Origin of the sequence: Sphingomonas mollis, from assembly GCF_016427505.1 — a bacterium.
Classification (GTDB): domain Bacteria; phylum Pseudomonadota; class Alphaproteobacteria; order Sphingomonadales; family Sphingomonadaceae; genus Sphingomonas; species Sphingomonas mollis.
The window spans coordinates 26,943-48,001 of sequence record NZ_JAELXS010000004.1 but is presented as its reverse complement, the minus strand read 5'-3'; the positions used below and the strand labels follow the sequence as shown (position 1 = coordinate 48,001).

Annotated in this window: 20 protein-coding genes; 8 read left to right on the top strand and 12 right to left on the bottom strand. The window is 66.3% G+C overall.

The genetic code is table 11. The features are described 5' to 3' along the window. From nirD to JAO74_RS08120, 9 genes are all read right to left on the bottom strand, one after another. Positions 1–339, bottom strand: coding sequence for a nitrite reductase small subunit NirD (nirD, locus tag JAO74_RS08160; protein WP_199036902.1), 339 nt, complete (start codon positions 337–339; stop codon positions 1–3). Beyond that, entirely contained in the window at positions 336–2,840 is a 2,505-nt protein-coding gene (nirB, locus tag JAO74_RS08155; RefSeq protein WP_199036900.1) for a nitrite reductase large subunit NirB, read from the bottom strand. The genes nirD and nirB overlap by 4 nt, the downstream gene beginning before the upstream one ends. Beyond that, positions 2,840–4,045: an alginate export family protein gene (locus JAO74_RS08150; protein ID WP_199036897.1), complete on the bottom strand. Its 1,206-nt coding sequence runs from the start codon at positions 4,043–4,045 to the stop codon at positions 2,840–2,842. The genes nirB and JAO74_RS08150 overlap by 1 nt, the downstream gene beginning before the upstream one ends. A 2-nt stretch (positions 4,046–4,047) precedes the next feature. Further along, positions 4,048–5,286: a nitrate/nitrite transporter gene (locus JAO74_RS08145; protein ID WP_199036895.1), complete on the bottom strand. Its 1,239-nt coding sequence runs from the start codon at positions 5,284–5,286 to the stop codon at positions 4,048–4,050. 231 nt (positions 5,287–5,517) lie between these two features. Beyond that, a complete protein-coding gene (locus JAO74_RS08140) occupies positions 5,518–6,732 on the bottom strand; it encodes an ABC transporter substrate-binding protein (RefSeq protein WP_199036893.1) in 1,215 nt (404 codons plus the stop codon). Beyond that, complete coding sequence (locus JAO74_RS08135) at positions 6,729–7,310, bottom strand: ANTAR domain-containing response regulator (protein WP_199036891.1); 582 nt, start codon at positions 7,308–7,310, stop codon at positions 6,729–6,731. The genes JAO74_RS08140 and JAO74_RS08135 overlap by 4 nt, the downstream gene beginning before the upstream one ends. Beyond that, a complete protein-coding gene (locus JAO74_RS08130; RefSeq protein WP_332908761.1) occupies positions 7,310–8,473 on the bottom strand; it encodes a glutathionylspermidine synthase family protein in 1,164 nt (387 codons plus the stop codon). Before JAO74_RS08130 ends, JAO74_RS08135 begins: the two co-directional genes overlap by 1 nt. 3 nt (positions 8,474–8,476) lie before the next feature. Continuing rightward, positions 8,477–9,223, bottom strand: coding sequence for a PspA/IM30 family protein (locus JAO74_RS08125; protein WP_199036889.1), 747 nt, complete (start codon positions 9,221–9,223; stop codon positions 8,477–8,479). A 12-nt stretch (positions 9,224–9,235) separates the two neighbouring features. Then, the gene (locus tag JAO74_RS08120) at positions 9,236–9,670 is read right to left on the bottom strand and encodes a YjfI family protein (protein ID WP_233150805.1); all 435 of its coding nucleotides are present in this window, start codon (positions 9,668–9,670) and stop codon (positions 9,236–9,238) included. A 193-nt stretch (positions 9,671–9,863) separates the two neighbouring features. On the opposite strand from JAO74_RS08120, the gene JAO74_RS08115 reads away from it, so the two are divergent. The 3 genes from JAO74_RS08115 to JAO74_RS08105 are packed head-to-tail and all read left to right on the top strand — an operon-like array spanning position 9,864 to position 11,591. Continuing rightward, positions 9,864–10,502 carry a DUF2491 family protein gene (locus tag JAO74_RS08115; RefSeq protein ID WP_199036885.1) on the top strand — a complete coding sequence of 213 codons (639 nt, stop codon included), beginning with the start codon at positions 9,864–9,866 and terminating at the stop codon, positions 10,500–10,502. Continuing rightward, positions 10,495–10,932, top strand: a complete 438-nt coding sequence (locus tag JAO74_RS08110; RefSeq protein ID WP_332908760.1) for a DUF350 domain-containing protein — start codon at positions 10,495–10,497, stop codon at positions 10,930–10,932. The genes JAO74_RS08115 and JAO74_RS08110 overlap by 8 nt, the downstream gene beginning before the upstream one ends. 14 nt (positions 10,933–10,946) lie before the next feature. Next, positions 10,947–11,591, top strand: a complete 645-nt coding sequence (locus tag JAO74_RS08105) for a DUF1190 domain-containing protein (protein WP_199036883.1) — start codon at positions 10,947–10,949, stop codon at positions 11,589–11,591. Positions 11,592–11,607: 16 nt separating this feature from the next. Here the strand turns inward: JAO74_RS08105 and JAO74_RS19140 are convergent, their stop codons facing one another. Next, a complete protein-coding gene (locus JAO74_RS19140; protein ID WP_199036881.1) occupies positions 11,608–12,162 on the bottom strand; it encodes a helix-turn-helix domain-containing protein in 555 nt (184 codons plus the stop codon). A gap of 502 nt (positions 12,163–12,664) precedes the next feature. Here JAO74_RS19140 and JAO74_RS08095 point away from each other — a divergent pair. From JAO74_RS08095 to JAO74_RS08080, 4 genes are all read left to right on the top strand, one after another. Further along, positions 12,665–13,210, top strand: a complete 546-nt coding sequence (locus tag JAO74_RS08095; protein WP_199036879.1) for a hypothetical protein — start codon at positions 12,665–12,667, stop codon at positions 13,208–13,210. Between the two features lie 71 nt (positions 13,211–13,281). Continuing rightward, positions 13,282–14,019, top strand: a complete 738-nt coding sequence (locus JAO74_RS08090; RefSeq protein ID WP_199036877.1) for a fimbrial biogenesis chaperone — start codon at positions 13,282–13,284, stop codon at positions 14,017–14,019. A 3-nt stretch (positions 14,020–14,022) separates the two neighbouring features. After that, on the top strand, positions 14,023–16,518 hold the full coding sequence (locus tag JAO74_RS08085; protein WP_199036875.1) for a fimbria/pilus outer membrane usher protein: 2,496 nt from the start codon (positions 14,023–14,025) through the stop codon (positions 16,516–16,518). Between the two features lie 10 nt (positions 16,519–16,528). Beyond that, positions 16,529–17,401: a hypothetical protein gene (locus tag JAO74_RS08080; RefSeq protein WP_199036873.1), complete on the top strand. Its 873-nt coding sequence runs from the start codon at positions 16,529–16,531 to the stop codon at positions 17,399–17,401. Here the strand turns inward: JAO74_RS08080 and JAO74_RS08075 are convergent. Continuing rightward, positions 17,388–18,893 carry a glycerol-3-phosphate dehydrogenase gene (locus JAO74_RS08075; RefSeq protein WP_199036871.1) on the bottom strand — a complete coding sequence of 502 codons (1,506 nt, stop codon included), beginning with the start codon at positions 18,891–18,893 and terminating at the stop codon, positions 17,388–17,390. The two genes, JAO74_RS08080 and JAO74_RS08075, sit on opposite strands and share 14 nt — an antisense overlap. 71 nt (positions 18,894–18,964) lie before the next feature. Here JAO74_RS08075 and glpK point away from each other — a divergent pair, with 71 nt between their 5' ends. Then, on the top strand, positions 18,965–20,452 hold the full coding sequence (gene glpK / locus JAO74_RS08070) for a glycerol kinase GlpK (RefSeq protein WP_199036868.1): 1,488 nt from the start codon (positions 18,965–18,967) through the stop codon (positions 20,450–20,452). A 9-nt stretch (positions 20,453–20,461) separates the two neighbouring features. Here the strand turns inward: glpK and cobU are convergent, their stop codons facing one another. Further along, positions 20,462–20,959, bottom strand: coding sequence for a bifunctional adenosylcobinamide kinase/adenosylcobinamide-phosphate guanylyltransferase (cobU, locus tag JAO74_RS08065; protein WP_233150804.1), 498 nt, complete (start codon positions 20,957–20,959; stop codon positions 20,462–20,464). Positions 20,960–21,059 lie beyond the last annotated feature (100 nt).

Below are 21,059 nucleotides of genomic sequence, written 5' to 3'. Positions count from 1 at the left end.
CTACGCCGCCGCCGCCATCGTGCCGGCCCGGCAGATCAGGACGCGACCGCCGCTGACCTTTACCGGGATCACCGGCGTGCAGCCCTTGTCCTCGCCCAGCGCCTCGCCCGTCGCCAGCGCGATGCGCCAGTTGTGGAGCGGGCAGGCGACGGCGCCGCCATGGACGATCCCCTGCGACAGACGGCCGCCCTTGTGCGGGCAACGGTCGGCCAGCGCGAAGACCTTGCCGTCGCCGGTGCGGAAGATGGCGATGTCGTCGCCCCCCGTCACCTGCACCGTCCGGCTGCCGCGGACCGGGATTTCATCGACCCAGCCGATATCGAGCCATTCGCCGGTCATGCCATTTCCCTCGTGCCATCTATCGGAGTGAAGCGCGCCATCGGCGCATGCTGTTCACGGTTCTCGCCGGCTGCACGCGCGGCCCAAGGATCGTCCTGCATGAAGGTCTGCGAATAGCGGAACCGGGCGGCGAGGGCATCGCGCAAGGGGGCGTCATCGACGATCCGTTCGCGGATATATTCGACGCCGACACGTTCGATCCACGGCGCGGTCCGTTCAAGGTACCGGGCCTGTTCGCGGTAGAGCTGGATGAAGGCGGCGCAGTAATGCATCGCCTCCTCCTCGGTCGCGACCTTGCACAGGAAGTCGGTGGCGCGGACCTTGATCCCGCCATTGCCGCCGACCGACAATTCATAGCCGGAATCGACGCAGACGACGCCGAAATCCTTGATCGTCGCCTCGGCGCAATTGCGCGGGCAGCCGGACACCGCGATCTTGAACTTGTGCGGCATCCACGAGCCCCAAGTCATCTGTTCGACCTTGACGCCCAGCCCGGTCGAATCCTGCGTGCCGAACCGACACCAGTCGGACCCGACACAGGTCTTCACCGTACGCAGCGATTTGCCATAGGCGTGGCCGCTGACCATCCCGGCGGCGTTGAGGTCGGCCCAGACGGCGGGCAGATCCTCCTTCTTGATGCCGAAGATGTCGAGCCGCTGGCCGCCGGTCACCTTGACCATCGGCGCGTCGTATTTCTCGACGACGTCGGCGATCGCGCGCAGCTCGCGGGGGTTGGTCAGGCCGCCCCACATACGCGGCACGACCGAATAGGTGCCGTCTTTCTGGATGTTGGCGTGCATCCGTTCGTTGACGAAGCGGCTCTGCTGGTCGTCCTTGTACTCGCCGGGCAGCGCGCAGAGCAGATAATAGTTGAGCGCGGGGCGGCAGGACGAGCAGCCGTCGGGTGTAGACCAATGCAGTTTCTGCATCACCTCCGGGATCGAGCGCATTCCCTGCGCAACGATTTCGCGCCGGACGTCGTCATGGCCGAAGCTGGTGCATTTGCATATCGTCTTCGGCCCTGCCTCCACCTCGTCACCCAGCCGCAGGGCGAGGAGGGTTTCGACCAGACCGGTGCAGGAACCGCAGCTGGCCGATGCCTTGCACCCGGCGCGGACGGCGTCGAGGCTGTGCGCGCCGCCGTCGATGCAGGTGAAGACCGCGCCCTTGGTCACGCCGTTGCAGCCGCAAATCTCCGCATCGTCGGAGAGCGCCGCAACGGCCGCCTTAGGGTCCGCTTGCCCCCCTCCGGAGGCGAAGGATTGGCCGAAGATGAGCATGTCGCGGATCGGGGCGATGTCCTCGCCGCGTTTCAGCAGGTCGAAATACCAGCCGCCATCGGTGGTGTCGCCATAGAGCACCGCGCCGACGATGCGGTCGTCCTTCACCACCACCCGCTTGTAGATACCGCGCGACGCATCGCGCAGAACGATATCCTCCGCCCCCGCGCCGCCCGAGAAGTCGCCCGCCGAAAACACGTCGAGGCCGGCGACCTTCAGCTTGGTGGACGTGACGGATCCGCGATAGCCGCTGTGGCTGTCGGTCAGCCCGTCGGCCAGCGCACGGCACATGTCCCACAGGGGCGCGACGAGGCCATAGACGTTGCCGTCATGCTCCACGCACTCGCCGACCGCGAGGATCGACGGGTCGGACGTGACCATATGGTCGTCGACCTTGATGCCGCGACCGATCTCCAATCCGGCATCGCGTGCCAGCGCCACCGAGGGGCGGATGCCGACCGCCATCACGACGAGGCTGGCGGGGATCAGCGTGCCATCCTTCAGCCGAACACCCTCCACGCGGGTGTCGCCGACGATCTCGGCGGTGTTCGCCTCGGTCAGGATCACCTGACCGCGCGATTCCAGCGCCGATTTCAGCAGCCATCCGGCCGCCTCGTCGAGCTGGCGTTCCATCAGCGTCGGCATCAGGTGGATCACCGTCACCTTCATGCCGCGCAGGGTGAGGCCGTGCGCCGCCTCCAGACCGAGCAGGCCGCCACCGATCACGACGGCAGACCCGCCACCCGTCGTCTTGCCGGCCTCCGCCGCCGCCAGCATGTGATCGACATCCGCCATGTCGCGGAACGAGATGACGCCGGGCAGGTCCTTGCCGGGGACGGGGATGATGAACGGATCGGAACCGGTGGCGATCAGCAGCCTGTCATAGGCGACGGTCAGGCCGGAGCGGGCGGTGACGGTCTTCGCCGTGCGATCGATCGCCTGCACGGGATCGCTGACGACCAGATCGATCATGTTCGTCGCGTACCAGGCGTGGTCGTTGATGACGATCTGGTCGAACGTCTTCTCGCCCGCCAGCACCGGCGACAGCATGATGCGGTTGTAGTTCACATGCGGTTCGGCGCCGAAGATCGTGACGCGGTAGCGGGTCGGATCGCGGGCGATCAGTTCCTCGACCGCGCGGCAACCGGCCATGCCGTTGCCGATGACCACCAGATGTTCGCGCGTATCGTCGCGCGCGGGTTGGATGATTTGGATTTCCATCAGATCGTCCAGTCCAGTTGGAGCCAGAGTTTGCGGGTATCGTTGCCGAAGCGATCGGCATCGTAATCGGCGTAGCGCACGCTGGCGGTGGTACGGCCGACCCTGGCGGAGGCGAGCAGGTCGATCTCGTTGCCGTAGTGGCGGACCGCGCGATCGCTTTCGAACCGGTGATAGACCGCCTGCAGCGAGACGGCCTGCAATGCCCCGATCGCCTTCCAGCCATAGCCCGCGCTGCCATATACATCGCGGATGCCGTCTGCGGGGGTGGTGAGGAACTTGTCGACCCAGCCCTGAAACTTGAAGAGGCTCGACAGCGGCGTCTGGAACGAGGTGAGGGCGGTGCCGCTGCTCGCGCCCAGCACCTCGTACCCCGCGCCCAGCTTTGGTCCGTTCAGGTCCAGGCCGATATCCGCCAGATAATAATCCGCCGCATAATCAATGGGGTTGCGGTGATAATCGGACTGGCGCGCATAGCTGGCTTGATAAGCCAGTTTCGCCTTGCCGATCGGCCGGGTGCCGGCAAAGCGCGCGCCATAGGTTTGGCTGGACAGGCGATACCCCTGCACCAGCACCTCGTCCTGATCGACCAGGTAGGCGAAACCGGTGACGGTGCCGATCGGCGTCCTGTAGCCGATATTGGCGAAGACATTGTCGCCGCCGATCCCCTGTTGCCGGGTGCCGACGCCGTCGATGCCCCAGATCGTCCGTACATCCCATGCATAGGTGACGTCGGCCTTCAGATTCGGCACACCGATCCATTCGACGCGGACGGCATCATAGGTCTGCGCGTTCTGGCGGAAGGGGGCGTTGCCGACGAAGCGTTCGTCGTCCAGCGCGATCCGTTGCCGCCCGGCGGTGATCGCCAGCGCGGGCGTGCGGTACTGGACCTGCGCCAGATAGAGCGCGACATTCTGCGGATCGGCGATCAACGGGCGGGAGGCGGTGCCGTTCAGCCCGTCATAATAATCGCCGACGATCGCCAGATTGCCCTGCGCCTCGACCGTCGCGGACCAGTGCCCGGTGCTGGCCTGAACGCCGGAGCGGATGCGGATCGTGGTCGCGTCGGCGTTGGCGGCGATGCCGTCCTGATCGACATGTTCGTGGCGCAGGCGGACATCGACCAGTGGCGTGACCGTGATGGTCTGGGCCGCCGCCGGTGAGGCGATCACCGCACCGGCGAGGATCAGGAGGCGCGAGCGGGCCATCGTCAGATCCGCACGCCGGCGGCGGCGCCCCAGCTGCGGCGCCATCCGCCCTTCACGAGGGTCAGGCCGGCAAGCGCCAGCAGTGCCAGACCGGCGAAGATCAGGAAGCCGGACTGGAAACTACCGGTCAGTTGCTTGGCGATGCCGAGCGACGAGGCGAGGTAGAAGCCGCCAATGCCGCCCGCCATGCCGACCAGGCCGGTCATCACGCCAATCTCTGCCGCGAAACGCTGCGGCACCAGCTGGAACACAGCGCCGTTGCCGGTGCCGAGCGCCAGCATCGCGATGACGAACAGCGTCAGCGCCGCCCAGACGGTGGAGACGCCGCTGACCCCGGCCAGCGCGATCGCGGCGACGACGAACACCGCCGACAGCGCCTTGATACCGCCGACCTTGTCGGCCAGTGCGCCGCCCATCGGCCGTACCAGCGATCCGGCGAAGACGCAGGCCGCGGTGCAGTAACCGGCGGTGACGGTGGTCAGGCCGAACCGGTCGGTGAAGTAAATCGGCAACGAGGCCGCCAGCCCGACGAAGCCGCCGAACGTGACCGAATAGAAGCCCATCAGCCACCAGGCATCGGCTTGGCGCAGCGGTGTGAAATAGGCGGTGAACGCCTTGGCCGGCGGCGCGTTCGGCGCGTCCTTCGCCATCAGCATATAGGCGACGAACACCAGCGTCAGCGGAATGCAGGCGAGGCCGAGGACGGCGTTCCAGCCGAACAGCTTGGCCAGCGTCGGCGCGAATAGCGCGGCGAGCACGGTGCCCGAATTGCCCATGCCGGCGAGCCCCATCGCCTTGCCCTGGTGCTCGGGCGGATACCAGCGGCTGGCGAGCGGCAGGGCGATGGCGAAGCTGGCCCCGGCGAACCCGAGAACGACGCCGAGCACCAGCGTGCCGACGAAGCTGTCCACGCCGAGCGCCCACGCGCTGGCGAGGCCACCGATGACGATCAACTGGCTGATCGCGCCCGACCGCTTCGGCCCGATGCGATCGACGAGCAGGCCATTGACCAGCCGGAGCAGGGCACCGGCGAGGGTGGGGACGGCGACCATCAGGCCCTTTTCGGCCGGGGTCAGCGCCAGTGTCTTGGCGATCTCCGGCGCCAGCGGCCCGAGCAGCACCCACACCATGAAGGCGAAGTCGAAATAGAGGAATGCGGCGATCAGCGTGGGCGTGTGCCCGCTGGCCAGAAATCCCTTATCCCTGTTTGCGTCGTCGTCGTTCCAAACCAAGGTCGCCATGTTCAGCCCCCATGTGCGATGGACATGAAAAAAGCCGCCCCGACGGCGGCCTTGCGGGCGCATCGGAGCGGCTTCGTTGCCAGTGGACCGCGTGCTTGCGATCCGACGCGAGCATGACCCCTTCGTTGGAATCAGTTCGCGATTATCTCGTGCCGGCCATCATTGGCCGACGGGGACAGAATGATCGATTCGGTACTTTCCCGCAAGCGCTATTTCGCAAGTGCGAAATGATTATGGCAATGCAGCGAGATAGCCGGGAATATCGTCGGGATCGAAGGCGCGGTGATCGAAGAACTGGTCGCGGCCGAGGATCAGGCGGCCCTGAGTCGATCCCGCCCCGATCGCGCCGCCGCCGATCGCGCCCTCCAGTTTCGAACTGGCGCCGGGCAGGGGCGCGCCCGATCCGGCAAGCGCGGCGCGGTAGATGTCGGGGCGGAATACGCTGGCGGCGATCTCCGCTTCTTCGGGGGAGAAGGGCGTGCCGTCCCAGCGGGTCATCTGGGAATAGAGCCATGCCGCCTGACTGCGCCATGGGAAGTTGGCGGCCTCCCGGTACTGGAACATGAAGTCGGCGATGTGGACGGGTTCGGCCGCCTGTACCAGCCGGACGCGGTCGGTGATGGCGCGGGCGATGGGATCGACGGGGGCGTCGAGATATTCGGGCCGGGCGAGGATCGCCGCGCTGGCCTCGCCGGTGCCGGGCGCGACGAAATGCGCGGCGGCGGCGTGGAGCGCGCGGATCAGGCGGTGGACCGTGTCGGGCACTTCGAGCGCGGTGTCGCGGCGCATCGCCAGCACCTTCTCGACACCGCGCCGCCAGACCTGCGCGGTGACCAGCGCGATGCGACCGACACCGCGATCGACCGCGACGCTGTTCCACGGTTCGCCGACGCAGATGCCATCGACCTCGCCCACCGCCAGCGCGTCGGCGGCGAAGGTGGGGCTGGTCGTGATGATCTCGACATCGATATCCGGGCGGATGCCGCAGGCGGCCAGCCAATAGCGCAGCATGTAGTTGTGGCTGGAATAGCGGTGGACGACGCCGAAGCGCAGTCGCCGGCCCGATGCGGCCCGGCGCCGGGCGATGATGCGCAACCGCTCGCCCAGGATCGTCGGATCGCCGAGCGCGTCGTCGTCGAGCACCTGTTCGGCCAGCGGCAGGGCGAGGGTGATGGCGTTGCCGTTCAGGCCCAGCACGAACGGCACCGCCATCGGCACCGCCGGCCGCCCGCGCCCTAGCGCGGTGGCGATCGCCAGCGGGGCGACGAGATGCGCGGCGTCGGTATGGCCATAGAGCAGGCGGTCGCGCACCGTTGCCCAGGTCATGTCGCGGACCAGCTCCAGCTCCAGCCCCTCCGCCTCGGCGAAACCCTGTTCGCGGGCGAGGATCGGCAGCGCGGCATCGACCAGCGGCAGGAAGCCGATGCGGACCCGGTCCAGACTCACGGCATGTCTCCCATCAGCGCGTCGCTGGTAATCAGGGCTTCGGCGACCTCGGCGATGCGGCGGTTGGATCGCATGGCATGGGCGCGGAGCAGGGCATAGGCGGCGGGTTCGTCCAGCCCGCGACGTTTGATGAGGATCGCCTTGGCCTTGTCGATCGCGGCGCGGTCGGCCAGCGCGCTTTTCGCTTCGTTCAGTTCGGCGTGGAGGCGGGCGAACGCCTGGAAGCGGCGGACGGCGAGATCGATGACCGGCTTGATCCGCTGGCGGGCCAGACCATCGACGATATAGGCCGAAACGCCCGCATCGACGGCGGCGGCGGTGGATTCCGCATCGCTCTGATCGACGAACATCGCGATCGGCCGGGCGAGCGCGCGCGAGACGGCGAAGAATTCCTCCAGCACGTCGCGACTGGGATTTTCGAGATTGATGAGGACGACCTCGGGCGCGGCGGCTTCCAGATCGGCCACGAGGCGCCCGGTGCCCTCGATCACCACCACATCATCCAGACCGGCGTCGCGCAATCCTTCGGAAATGATCGCGGCGCGGCTCTGGCTGGTGTCGATGATCGCGATCCGCATTACAGGATGACGTGGGGCACGTACCGCGCGAGGTCGCGCGTGATGGCGCCGTCGTCCTCACGCACCGACATCGCCACCGGTTCGTCGCCGACAATCCACGAGCCGATGACGGCGTGCTGGCCGTCGAAGACGGGCAGGGGCGCCAGCGCCTGCACGATCCGGCCTTCCTCGCCATAACCGCCGTCCGGACCGCGCGTGGAGGCGGGGCCATCGATGATTTGGATATCCCAGCCTTCGCGCGAGAAGAGCGGCTTCACGACATGGCGGTCGCCGATCGCCGCCAGCGCAGCGGTATCGTCGGCGAAGGCGGCGGGGAGGAGATTGGGATGGCCGCGATGGCGTTCCCAAAGCAGCGGCAGGATGCCTTTGTTCGACAGGATCGCCTTCCACGCCGGTTCCAGGAATTGCGTGCGCGCGACGCCCAGATGCACCGCATAGGGTTCGCGCAGCATATCCTCCCACGGATAGAGCTTGAACAGGGCGGCGATCAGCGTGTCGTCGTCATCGACCAGTTGTCCGTCCGCATCGACGCCGATCCGATCGATCGCCACGAACTGCGGATCTAGCCCGGCCTGGCGCGCGACATCCTCCAGATAGCGGACGGTCTGGCGATCCTCGACATGATCAGCGACGCTGGCGAAGTGGATCAGGCTGCCGGGGGTGAAGAGCGCGCCGAACCGGGCGACGAGGGCATCGTGCAGGCGGTTATACTGATCGGCCCCCGCCGGCAGCGTCGCATCGGCGATGCGGTCCTCCAGCCATTGCCACTGGAACAGCGCGGTTTCGTAGATGCTGGTCGGGGTGTCGGCGTTATATTCGAGCAGCTTGGCGGGACCGGTGCCGTCGAACGCGAAATCGAACCGGCCATAGAGCGACGGCGCACCTGCCCGCCATGATGCCGCCACCCGGTCGCGCATCTCGTCGGGGATGGCGAGGCGGCGCATCAGCGCTTCGCTGCCGACGACCTCACCGACCAGATCGAGACATAGCGCGTGGATGTCGCCGCTGGGATGCTCGATCCCCGATTCCACCTCGTCCAAGGTGAACCGGTAATAGGCGCGTTCTTCCCAATAGCGCTCGCCATCCAGATGATGGAAGGTGAAGCCCATCGTGCGGGCGGTCTCCTCCCAATCCGGCCGTTCGCCGGTGACGACGCGCTCCACCCGCTATTCCCGCGGCAATGACTTGGGATCGCCCGATCCGTCGGACAGTCGCAGGGAATCCTTTGCCGGCGGCGCCGATAGGCGGGCGAGGATGTCGTCGGCGCTCGACGACCCCTGCAACAGGCCGGCGGCCTTCAGCTTGGAGTCGAGATCGGCCCCCGACCGCATGTCCTCCAGTTCGGCGGCGGCGCGGAACTTCTCGCCCTGGATCGCCTGACGCTCCTTCATGCGTTGCAGGCTTTCGGCGGCGGACCCCAGTTGCGACAGCGTGCCGCCGTAATTGCCGGCGACCGCGGCCTGCGCCTTCTGCACGCTTTCATTGGCGCGGACGACGTCGACCTCGCGGCGGAGCGCCTCGATCTTGGCGTCGCCAGACTGGATGACGCCGCGCATCCGGTCTTCGGCGCCGCGCATCTCCTCGATCTGCGGGGTCTTGGCGGACAGGTCGGCTTCGATCGTCGCCAGCCGCTCGGCGACCTGACGGGCGAGGTCCATGTCGCCGCGCTGCATGGCGGCGCGCGCCGATGCCTCGTATTTCTCGCGCTGCGCCGTGAAGCCCTCGACATCCTTTTCCACCATCCGGCGGCGGGCGGTGAGCGTTGCGAGATCGTCGCGCGCCTTCGCCTGCGCGGTGCCGGCATCGCGAATCTGCTGGTCGAGGATCGTCATCGCCCGCTTGTCGACGATCGACTGGCCGGTTTCGTGCGCGCTGCCGCGCACCAGGGTGACGAGCTGTTTCCACATCGACATCGATAGCTTCCTTCAGGCGGCGAATTCGGCGCGCAGATCGGCGGCGGCGGAGAGCGCATTGTCCGCCAGCACGGTGAGTTCGAGCAGGATCAGGCGTAGGCTCGATTCGATCGAAAGTTCGCCGATCAGTTCGTAATAGTCGCGACCGTCGATTTCGGTAATCGCGAAGTTCGACAGCGGCACCAGCTTCTGCGCCTTCAACAGGAACCGGTTGAACGCATCGGCATCGGGCTGTTCGTCGACCGGCCATAACAGGGTCGAGACGACGATCTGTTCGCCCGAGCAACTGACGAAGATCGCCAGATCGCCATGATGGTGCATCCTGACGTGCAGGACGGGATCGACCGGCCCGACGCTTTCCGCGGTCAGCGTGTCGGCGAGGTCGGGTGTGGACAGCGCGGCGGCAAGATCAGCCACCGTCCAGGCGTGCGGTGTACCGTCACTCAACGTCCGTCTCCTTGGGCGTCCCGCCGCGGCGGTGCGGCTTGACACCCCAAGCATAAGCCCGCAGCGTTTGGCAAGCCGATGCCATGGCGATGCGACGATGTGTTGAGCGTGGTGGCAACGTTCTGGCGATGCGCGGGACATTCTGGCAAGGGCGGCGAAACACGAAAACGGATGACGGCATGATGAGGCCAGCATGATCCTGGGGCGACTGTTCGGTGGTGGGGAACGGGCGCCTGCCCGCGCGATCGCGGTGGTGCGCAACATCACGATCGGGCGGACGGTGGTGCTCGATCCGCTGGCGTGGCGGCGATTGTCCGGCGGTGCCTTCACACTTGAACGCGATACGCTGGAGATCACGGCGCAGGGTGTGATCCGGCTGGACGACGGCAGCCATGTCCACCGCTTCTACACCGACGACGATCTGATGGTGCAGGCGGTCAGCCAGTCTGCGGACGGATCGGATGCGGACGATTTCACGTTGTTCCGCCCATGGACGTCGTCCTATCCGGTCGATCGCGCGGATGCCGAAAACTTCCGAGACCGGTTGAAGCAGACGAGCTGGGCCGAGTTCGGCCTGCCGAAATTCCAGCGTTTCTGGTATCCGGGCGACGACCGGCCGCAGCCGCCGGTCGAATTATGGGAGGCGGTCTATTACGAACGCGACGGCGACCCCGTCCGCCAGATCCGGCAGGCCTGCATGCTCTATGCCCGCGATCTGGCGCCAGAGGGGCAGGAGTTGCTGCTGGCGCTGGCGATGCAGCCGGAGGGCGGCGACCTGACGCATGAGATCATGATCGGGCTGCCCTTGCTGCCCACCGAATTCAGTGCCTGAGGGGATAGCGACGATGTGGCTCGATTATGGCAGCTTTGTCGAAGGCGCCGTGCATTTCGTGGTGGCGTTCGGGATCGCCTGCGTCCTGTTGGCCGTATTCAAATGGGCGTATCAGATATCGACGCCGTATGACGAGCGGACGCTGGTGGCGGCCGGCAACGTTGCCGCGGCGACGGCGCTGGGCGGGGCGATCGTCGGCTTCGCGCTGCCGCTGGCATCGGCGCTGACCCAGACGGGCAATCCGGTCGAGTTTGCGGCGTGGGGTGTGCTGGCCGGGGTGATCCAGATACTGGCGTCGCTGGTCGTGCGCCGCTTCGTGGTGCGCGACATGGTCAGCCGGATCGAGGGCGGCAACGTCGCCAGCGGCGTGTATCTGGCGGCGACGTCGGTCGCGGTCGGGCTGCTCAACGCAGCCAGCATGACCTATTGAGCGAGGCGAACGTCATGACCGATCCCGTGATCCGCCCACGCAAGCGCTCCATCACCGCCGGCCTGTCCGCCGCCGGGGCACTGGCGATGTTGTCCGGGTGCGACGCGCAGCCCGATAACGAACAGATCTCGCGCGAGAAATATGGCGCTCCGACCGAGGTCGCTGCGTTCGGCAGCCTTGCCGAATGCAAGTCGAGCGGTGCCTTTGCCGCCGCCACCTGCGAGGATGCCGCCAAGACCGCCGCTGCCGAGGATGGCAAGGCCGCACCGCGCTACGCCGAGCAGAAGCTGTGCGAGGATCAGTTCGGCGACGGCAACTGCGCGGTGCGACAGGAAGGTGGCCAGAGCTTTTTCACGCCGCTGTTGACCGGCTTCATGATCGGTCAGATGCTGAATGGCGGCGGTTATCGTTATAACGGCCTGTACCGCGACCGGCGGGAGGGGACGTACTACACTGGCTCCGGCGCGTGGCTGTACAATGGTGGCTATGGCGGCCGTGGTTATGGCTATCAGGTCGGATCGCGGGCGGTCACCGCGCCGGTCACGACGCAACGTATCCAGACGCGCAGCTCGGTCGTGTCGCGCGGCGGTTTCGGCGGACGGGTGTCGGCGCGATCGGGCGGCTGGGGCGGCGGCGGCGGGCGATCGTTCGGCGGGTGAACGCTGCGACGGCGGGTCAGCGTTCGACCAGATACAGGACCTTGTTGAACAGGCCTTCGCGGGACGACACGTCCAGCTTTTCGTAGATGTGCCGGATGTGCACGCGCACGGTGCCGAGCGAGATCATCAGCAACCAGCTGACTTCGTTGGCGGTGTTGCCGCTGACGAGGCATTCCAGGATGCGGCGTTCCATCGTGGTCAGGTGGAATGTGTCGCGCAGTACTTCGTCGGAAAAGCCGATGGCATGCGCAGAGGATCGCATCGAGATGCCGGTGAAGCATCTGGCGGTGGTACCGATGTTGATCGCGGTCAGCAGGACATAATGATCGTCGTTCGCGCCGATGCACATTGACGCGGGCATTTGCCCCGGCTTCGACTGTTCGATCATCGTCAGATAGCGTCGGGTGATCGTCTTGCTGGAGAAGATCAGTCGGCCGCTGTCGCGCGACATGATGTTGTGGTTGTCGATGATCCTGTTCGCTGCGTCGTTGATCCAGACGATTGACAGTTCATGATCGATGATGAAGCGCGCTCGAAGATCATATTGCGCCCATACGCATAGTGGTTCCACGCTTGCTCTGTCAACGGCAAGTTCTGCGTACATGATATAGCTCTCCCCGCCGTCACCAGCGTGGGTGACGGTCATTGTTGCGGCGATGTGATAAGCCCCACGTCGAATGGTTGGAAATTATGCGGCGTGTAGCATGTCGTCAATCCGATCTTATCGACGCTCTGCTGCCTCCATATAATAACAAATGCTTGTCGAACGAATTGTGCGCTCCCTTGACGGGGTGACGAGGACAACAAAGATCATCCTGTACTCGTCCCAAAACGGGATTTGACCGTTACCGATCGTCCGAAATGGTTGAGACGATCAGCAATCGACGCGTCTCGTCTGCACCATGCCGGGTCGCGTTGCGGTATAGTCATGATTGCTTAGTCAGGATGAAAGGCGCGGGGGGAAACGACGAGGCATATCGTGACGCCGACTCCGAAGCTGGTTCGCCATCGCGGGGGTCGCACCGGCGCCTGCGCCGCTTCGCAGGTAGTTCGTCACGCAAAAGGGATTTGCCATGAACCGTCTTTTCCTTCTCGGCTCCGCTGCTCTGGGCCTTGCCACCGTCGCCAGCCCGGCGATGGCGGAATCGCTGAGCGTCACCGGCACGGTCGCACCATATTGCAACGTCAACCTCGCTAACGTGTCGAGCGGCACCGCTTCGATCGCCATGGTCGGCACGCAACAGGTCGCCAACCTGCGCCTGTCGTGCAACTCGGCCGGTGGAACGAAGCTCGTCGTGTCGGTCAAGAACGGCGATCTCCTCAGCAACAAGAATGGCCGCATCAATTACGGCTTGGAATTGAAGTCGCCGCAGGATTCGAGCTTCGCCATCGCAGAGCATGACACCGATCCCGTCGGCGGCGAGAACAACCTGTTCTTCACGCGGTCGCGCAGCGGTTACACCCAAGCCGTGGCCAACGGTATACCACTGGAACTGTGGCTGAACATGAACGTCGCCGTCGATCAGAACCAGGCTCCGGGCTCGACGAACTATCCGGCCAATGCTGCCCCGGCCGGTAGTTACGAGGAGGTGTTCTCGTTCACGGCAACCGCCGTGTAACGGGAATACCGACGGGGCTGCCGGCCAGCAGCCCCGTCATTTTTCGGGGGAAGTAATCAGGGGTAGCGACGATGCGTTTGTTGAAGGGGGCGGCGTTGATCGCCGCGACGATGGGGTGCAGCCAGGTTTCCGCGCAAGGGTATCAGGTCCAGCCGATGCTGGCGACGATCGAGCCATCGGGGGCGAATGCGCGCCTGACCATGTCGATCAAGAACACCGGCGCGGTGCCGATCACGCTGGAGATGATCCCGTTTCGCGCCACCGTCGACGAGGCCGGTACGCCGACCCGCGTCGATGAGGAGAAGGACGTCATGGTCTATCCCGCGCAGACGGCGATCGAACCGGGCAAGGAGCAGACCGTGCAGGTCCGCTATATCGGCGATCCGGCACTGGCGATGGCACGCATGTACGGCGTGCGGGTGTCGCAATTGCCGCTGAACATCGCGAACGGGGCCACGACGTCGTCCGGCGCCGCGACCGACGTGAAGGTCAGTTTCAACTTCCTGTCGCACATCATCGTGTCGCCGCCGGCCGCGAAGCCCGCGCTGACGCTGAAGGAAGCCGGACGGGCGCCGAATGGCGACCTGATGCTGAGCATCGACAATGGTGGCAAGGGCGTGTCGATGATGAACGCGGCGAAGCTGACGCTGACCGATGCCGCAGGCAAATCGGTGACGCTGGACGCCGACCACGTCAATATCGGCAATTTCTCCGCGTTCATGCCGGGGCAGGTCCGCCGGGCGACGATCGCGTCGAAGGATGTCGCGGGCCTTAGCGGGTCGATCAAGCCAACGCTTTCCGATCAGTGATGTATGTCGCGCCTGCGCCAGCCAGCCGCTGGCGACCTGTCGCGGACGGCGGTCTGCTGCGCCTTGGCGGCCGCCCAGATGGCGGCACCCGCCGCAGCGCAGGTCCAGGTGGCCATGATCGATCAGCCCCAGCCACAGGCGGGCGCATCGCCGCTCGGCCGGATCAAGCCGGTGCGCACGCCGCTGGAGGTGTCGCTGAAACTGAACGGCAAGTTCCTGGGGACGATCAGCATCGCGGTCGATGCCAAGGGTGACGGCGAGATCGATGCGCGGCGCCTGACGGCGCTGATCGCGCCGGTGATCGAACGCCGGATGCTAACCGAACTGGAGGGACGGATCGCAGGTCGGCCGCGGGTGGATTTCACCGAGCTCGACATCCCCGGCCTGAAGATCCGGTTCGATAGTCTGGCGCTGGAGGTGGCCGCCACGCTGGCCCCCGATGCCACGCTGCCCGCCGCGCTGAGGCTGCAGCCGCAACCCGATGTGCCGGTGCCGTCCAGTTATGTGCCGGCCGCCCCCTTCGCGGCGGGCGTCAACGTCGCGGCGACGCAGCGTTACGTGCATGGCGGGCCGGCCAGCGGCTTCGCTCGCGTCCGCGCCGACCTGAACGGCATCGCGAATATCGGCGGCTTCGGCGGCGTGACGCTGACCGGCGGCGCCAGTTACAATGGCGAGCGGTGGCTGCGCCGCGAAATCCGCGCGACGCGCGACAGTTTCGATCAGGCGCTGCGCATGACGGTCGGCGAGTTCACGCCGAGTTCGACCTCGTTCCAGGGATCGGGGCGTATTCTGGGCATCGGCATCGAGCGGGCTTATTCCACGATACGCCCGTTCCAGAACACGCGGCCGATCGGCCGGCGCGATTTCACGTTGGAACGGGCATCCAGCGTCGACGTGATCGTCAATCAGATCCGGGTGCAGACCATCCGGCTGGAAGCAGGCCGATATGATATCGGCGACTTCCCGCTCGCCACCGGACCCAATCAGGTCCAACTGGTCGTCGAGGATGTCGGCGGGCGGCGCGAGATCGTCGATTTCAACGTCTTCAACAGCAGTAGCCTGTTGACCCGCGGCACGACCGAGTTCGGCGCATCGGCCGGCGTGCGCGATCGCGGGCGCTTTCAATACGGCCTGTCGCCGGCGGCGACCGGTTACGCCTATCACGGGATATCGGACATGCTGACGGTCGGCGTGGATGGGCAATCGACCAGCAGGGCCGGGCAGATCGGCGGTGTGGTCGTGGTGGGCAATCGGCTGGGCTTCGTGCAGGTCGAGGGGGCGGCGAGCATGGATTACCGGCGCGGCGGTATGGGCTATGCCGCATCGGTCGATTACCGGGGCGACTTCTCGTTGCGGGAGGCCAGTGATCTGCGCGTCAACGCATCGGCAATCTATCGAAGCGTGTCGTTTCAGGATGCGTTTGCCCGCGAGGCCCGCAACTCGCAGGCGTTGCAGACCGCGGCGCTGGTCCAGTGGCAGGCGCCCTTCGATATCAGTCTGGGCATCGGCGGTGGCTATACGAAGGTGCGTAAACCCGGTTTCGACGTGCGCCGGATCGACCTGTCGCTGGGGCGGAGTTTCGGGCGGATCGGACTGAACATGACGGCGACGCGGACGATGTCGCGCGATCCGCGCAGCGACGAGGATCGGATCGCGGTCGGCCTGTCGCTGCGGCTCGGCCGGCGGGACTATGCCGATGCCCGGTACGACAGCGGCCGGGGACGGACAGAGGTGGAGGTCAGCCGTACGAGCGAAGGGCGGCTGGGCGAGGTCAGCGGCGCGGTGCGTTATACCCGCGATCGCGGCGAGACGGCGGCATCCGGCCGGCTGGCTTATATCAACAACCGGTTCGATCTGGTCGTCAATCACAACCGGCTGGAAACCGCCGGACCCGGTGGGCGCACGTCAAACACCTCCGACTGGAACCTGCGGTCGCTCATCGGGTTCGCCGGCGGCACGTTCGCGGTCGGTCGATCGGTCGACGATGCGTTCGTGATCGCGCCGCTGCACGAGACGCTGTCGGGGTCGAAGGCGCAGATCATGTCCGGCGACCGGGTGATCGCGCGGTCCGGTTGGTTCGGGCCGGCATTGGTGCCGGTCAATCGCGCCTATGGCATCGGGCGGTACGACGTGAAGGTCGATCCGTTGCCCGATGGATATGATCTGGGCGCGGGCAATATCGAGATATTCCCCGGTTACGGATCGGGATATCGCAGCATGATCGGCAGCGACGCGTCGCGGATCGCGGTCGGCGTGCTGGCATCGCCGGACGGTCCGCTGGCGTTGGCGACGGGAACGATCGTGCCGGTCGATACAGCGCTGGCCAAGGGCTGGAAGGATCGCGGCTTCTTCACCAACCGCGCCGGTCGTTTCGTAGCGGACCGGCTGGCACCCGGCCGGTATCGACTGATGATCGCGGGCCATTCGCCCGCCGAATTCGAGATCAAGGCCAAAACGAAGGGGATCGTCGATGTCGGCGTGTTGCGCGTCGGTCGCTAGCCGTGTCCTGATGGCGCTGTTCGTCCTGACGCTCGCCGTCGGGCGGGCGGCGGCTTGCGATGTGACGTTGGTCGCAGCGGGCGCGACGATGCGGCTGGATTACGATGCGTTCGCCTTCTCGCGCACCGTCGGGCGGCAGAATTTCGAGCTCGAGAACCGCGATAAGGATGCCTGCACCGTTGATCTGCTCTTGCTGAACGCGGAACGGCTGCCGGTCGGCGACGCCGTCATCCCCGATACGGACGTCAGGGTCGCGTTCTCCTCGCGTGCCGGCAGCGCGGCAGTGGCGACGACCGCCACGCCCGGCATCTGGCGGATCACCATGGCCGGTAACGGGCGGATGACGGTGCCGCTGGAGGCGCTGGTGACGCAGGATGCGGTGCCGGAAGCGGGCGACCATGCGCTGGACCTGATGCTGGACGTGCGCGATATCGGCGCGCCGGCGACGAATACGGCGCCAGCTCCGGTGCGCGTGCTGTTATCCGCAGTGCCGCGCGCGCAGATGAACATCGCGGGGGCGGCGGGGACGTTCGGTGAGGGATCGACGGTGTCGCATATCGACTTCGGCATCCTGGCCAGCGATGCGACGCGCAGCGTTTTCCTGCAGGTGCGGGCCAACACCACCGCGCGCCTGACGATCGATTCCGCGCATCGCGGCCGGTTGCTGTTGAAGGACAAGCGCGATGGCGACGAGGGTTTTCCCTATCAGGCCCGGCTGCGCGGCGAAGAGATCGACCTGACCCGCCATTGGGAGCAAGTGATCGAGGCACCGCGATCGGCCGCGGGAATGTCCATTCCGCTTGAACTGAGGCTCGGCACCGTCGGCCCGCATGTCGCGGGCGATTATGAGGATGTGCTGACGCTGGAGATCAGTGCGCTGTGACCGGGTGTGTATTCAGATATGCCGTGATCCGGGTTGCCGTATCCGCCGGGGCGTGCAGGCCCAGTTTGCTGCGGCGGAACAATATGTTCTCTGCCGTGCGTGCCCATTCGGTGGTGACGAGATAGTCAAGTTCGGCGCGGGTCAGGCCGGCACCAAAATCCTCACCCAGATCGGCGTCGGTGCTTGCCTCGCCCAGTATGTGGCGGGCCCGCGTGCCATATGCCCGTGCCAGCCGATAAACGAGCGGAGGCGACAGTTGCGGTCGCTCGCGCTTCAGATCTGCGACGAAGCGGTCGAAATCGGCATCGGGTATGTCGCCGCCGGGAAGCGGGGTGTCGGCAGTCCACTCGCCCGGCATGTCGGAGAAGAAGCGTTTCAGGTCGCGCATCGCGTGTTCGGCGAGCTTGCGATAGGTGGTGATCTTGCCGCCGAAGATGCTGAGGATCGGCAATCGGCCGTCATCGACATCGAGATCGAATGCATAGTCTCGGGTCACCGCCGACGCGTTGCCGGCCCGGTCGTCGTGCAAGGGGCGGATGCCGGCATAGGTCCAGATGATATCGGTCGCGGCGATCTGTCGCGCGAAATAGCGGTTTGCCGTCGCCAGCAGATACGCGGTTTCCTCCGCATCGATCGACGCCCTGGCGGGCGGGCCATGCCACGGTTCGTCGGTGGTGCCGATGAGAGTGAAGCGGCCTTCATAGGGGATGGCGAAGACGATGCGGCGGTCGGGGTTCTGCAGCATGAAGGCGTGCGCGCCGTCATAGAGGCTCGGCACGACGATATGGCTGCCCTTTACCAACCGGACACCGTGCTCGCTGTCCAGCCCGGCGACCCGGCCGATCACGTCCGCCACCCATGGCCCCGCCGCGTTCACCAGCGCGCGCGCCTTCACGCGGTGCTCGCCCGCCGCATTGGCGATCGTCGCCTGCCAGTGGTCGCCGTGGCGCCTGGCGCGGGTGAGGCGGGTGCGTGTCCGGATCTCGGCGCCTCGCTCGGCGGCATCCAGCGCGTTCAGGACGACCAGACGGCTGTCCTCCACCCAGCAGTCCGAATAGACGAAGGCGGTGCCGTGGGGATCGATCAGGCCGTGGCCCAGCGGGGAATGATCGAGCGAGACGGTCTCGGTGCCGGGCAGCCGGTCGCGCCCGCCGAGATGATCGTAGAGGAAGAGGCCGAGCCGGACCATCCAGCCGGGCCGGGGCGACTGCGTCTGTGGCAGGACGAAGCGCAGCGGCCAGATGATATGCGGCGCCATCCGCCACAGCCGCTCGCGCTCGACCAGCGCCTCCCGAACCAGCCGGAATTCACCATATTCCAGATAGCGCAGGCCGCCATGGATCAGCTTGGTGGAGGCGGAGGAGGTGTGTCCGGCGAGATCGTCCTGATCGACCAGCAGGACCGACAGACCGCGCCCGGCCGCATCGCGCGCGATGCCGGCGCCGTTGATGCCGCCGCCGACGATGAGCAGATCATAGGTCACCGGGTGCATTGGTATCGCATCATCGGCTAGACCGGAAGCAGGGCGCTAAATGGGCGCGACAATCGGCGGAGAGGATCGACATGGCCGCGACGCATATTCTGGCGATCGATCAGGGCACGACCTCCACGCGCAGCATCATCTTTGATGCCGGGGCGCGGCGGGTATCGATCGCGCAACGCGAGTTCGTGCAGCATTACCCCGAGCCCGGCTGGGTGGAGCATGATCCGGAAGATATCTGGCGCGACACGCTGGCTACTGCGCGCGAGGCGATCGGGGCCAGCGGCGTGGGGGCGAGTGGGATCGCCGGCATCGGCATCACCAACCAGCGCGAGACGGTGGTGGTGTGGGACCGCGCGACGGGTGCGCCGATTCATCGCGCGATCGTGTGGCAGGACCGGCGGACGGCGCCGCGCTGTCGCCAGTTGAAGGAGGATGGGGCGGAGGCGATGGTGCGGGTGCGAACCGGCCTGCTGCTCGATCCGTATTTTTCCGGCACCAAGATCGCGTGGATACTCGATCATGTCGGTGGCGCACGCGACAGGGCGGCGCGGGGCGAACTGGCGTTCGGAACGATCGACAGTTTTTTGCTTTGGCGGCTGACCGGCGGGGCCGTGCATGCGACCGACGTGACCAATGCGTCGCGGACGCTGTTATGGGACATCCATCGTGGCTGCTGGGACGAGGAGCTTTGCCGGTTGCTGGACGTGCCGATGGCGATGCTGCCGGTAGTGCATGACAATGCGCACATCTATGGCCACACCGCGCCCGGCCTGTTCGACGCGTCGATCCCGATCGCGGGGATCGCGGGCGACCAGCAGGCAGCGTTGTTCGGGCAGGCTTGCTTCGCGCGCGGGATGGTCAAATCCACTTATGGCACCGGGTGCTTCATGCTGATGAACACCGGCGACGAGGCGATCGCGTCAGACCATCGCCTGCTGACCACGCCTGCGTATCGGCTGGACGGGCGGACGACCTATGCGCTGGAGGGATCGATCTTCGTGGCGGGAGCGGCGGTGAAGTGGCTGCGCGACGGGATCGGCGTCATCACCCATGCGCGCGAGACCGACGACATGGCGACGCAGGTGCCGGACAGTCACGGCGTCTATATGGTGCCGGCTTTCGCGGGTTTGGGTGCGCCGCATTGGGACCCCGATGCGCGCGGCGCGATCTTCGGCCTGACGCTGGGCGCGACGCAGGCGCATCTGGCGCGGGCGGCGCTGGAGGCGGTCGGGTATCAGACGATGGACCTGATCGAGGCGATGATCGCCGACAGCGGGGTGCGACCGGCGACGGTGCGCGTCGATGGCGGGATGGCGGCGAACGACTGGCTGTGCGCGTTCCTTGCCGACCTGCTCGACGTACCGGTGGAGCGGCCGGCGGATCTGGAGACGACCGCGCGGGGGGCGGCGTTCCATGCGGGGCTGGCGACGGGCATCTGGTCAGGGTTGCCGGCGATCGAGGCACTGTGGTCGCGCGACCGGACGTTCACGCCGGCGATGGAGGAAGCGCGCCGGACGCGGCTGGTCAGCGGGTGGCGCGATGCGTTGCAACGGACGCTGAGTGCGTGACGGTTCGGGTCATTTGAGTGGCATGGGGATGCCCGCGACGACCAGCGTCACGCCGTCCACCACGGCGGCGACGCGTTGATTGATCGTGCCGGCCAGGTCGCGAAAGCGGCGGGCGAGCGCATTGTCCGGCACGATCCCCCAGCCGACCTCGCTCGATACGAGGATGACGCGGCCCGATACCCGCATAAGGGTGTCGCACAGCGTGGCGAGGCGCGTGTCCACATTTTCCTCCGCCAGCATCAGGTTCGACGTCCACAGGGTGAGGCAGTCGACGAGGATGATGGCATCATCCGCGTCTTGCCCGGCGATGGCTTCGGCCAGATCGAGCGGGGCTTCGACGGTCAGCCAGCGGCCGTCGCGATCGGCGCGGTGGCGGGCGATGCGGTCGGTCATCTCACCGTCGAACGCCTGCGCGGTGGCGATGAAGACCAGCCGGCCGCCATGCGCCTCCGCCAGCATCTGGGCATGGCGGCTCTTGCCGGAGCGGGTGCCGCCGAGCACGAGCATCGTCCGTTTCCCATCATTCGATCCGCCCGTCATCGTCCACCCCCTTGCCTGCACCGCGCCGAACGTCGATGGACGCCCCGATCATTCCCGTCGAGGCGTA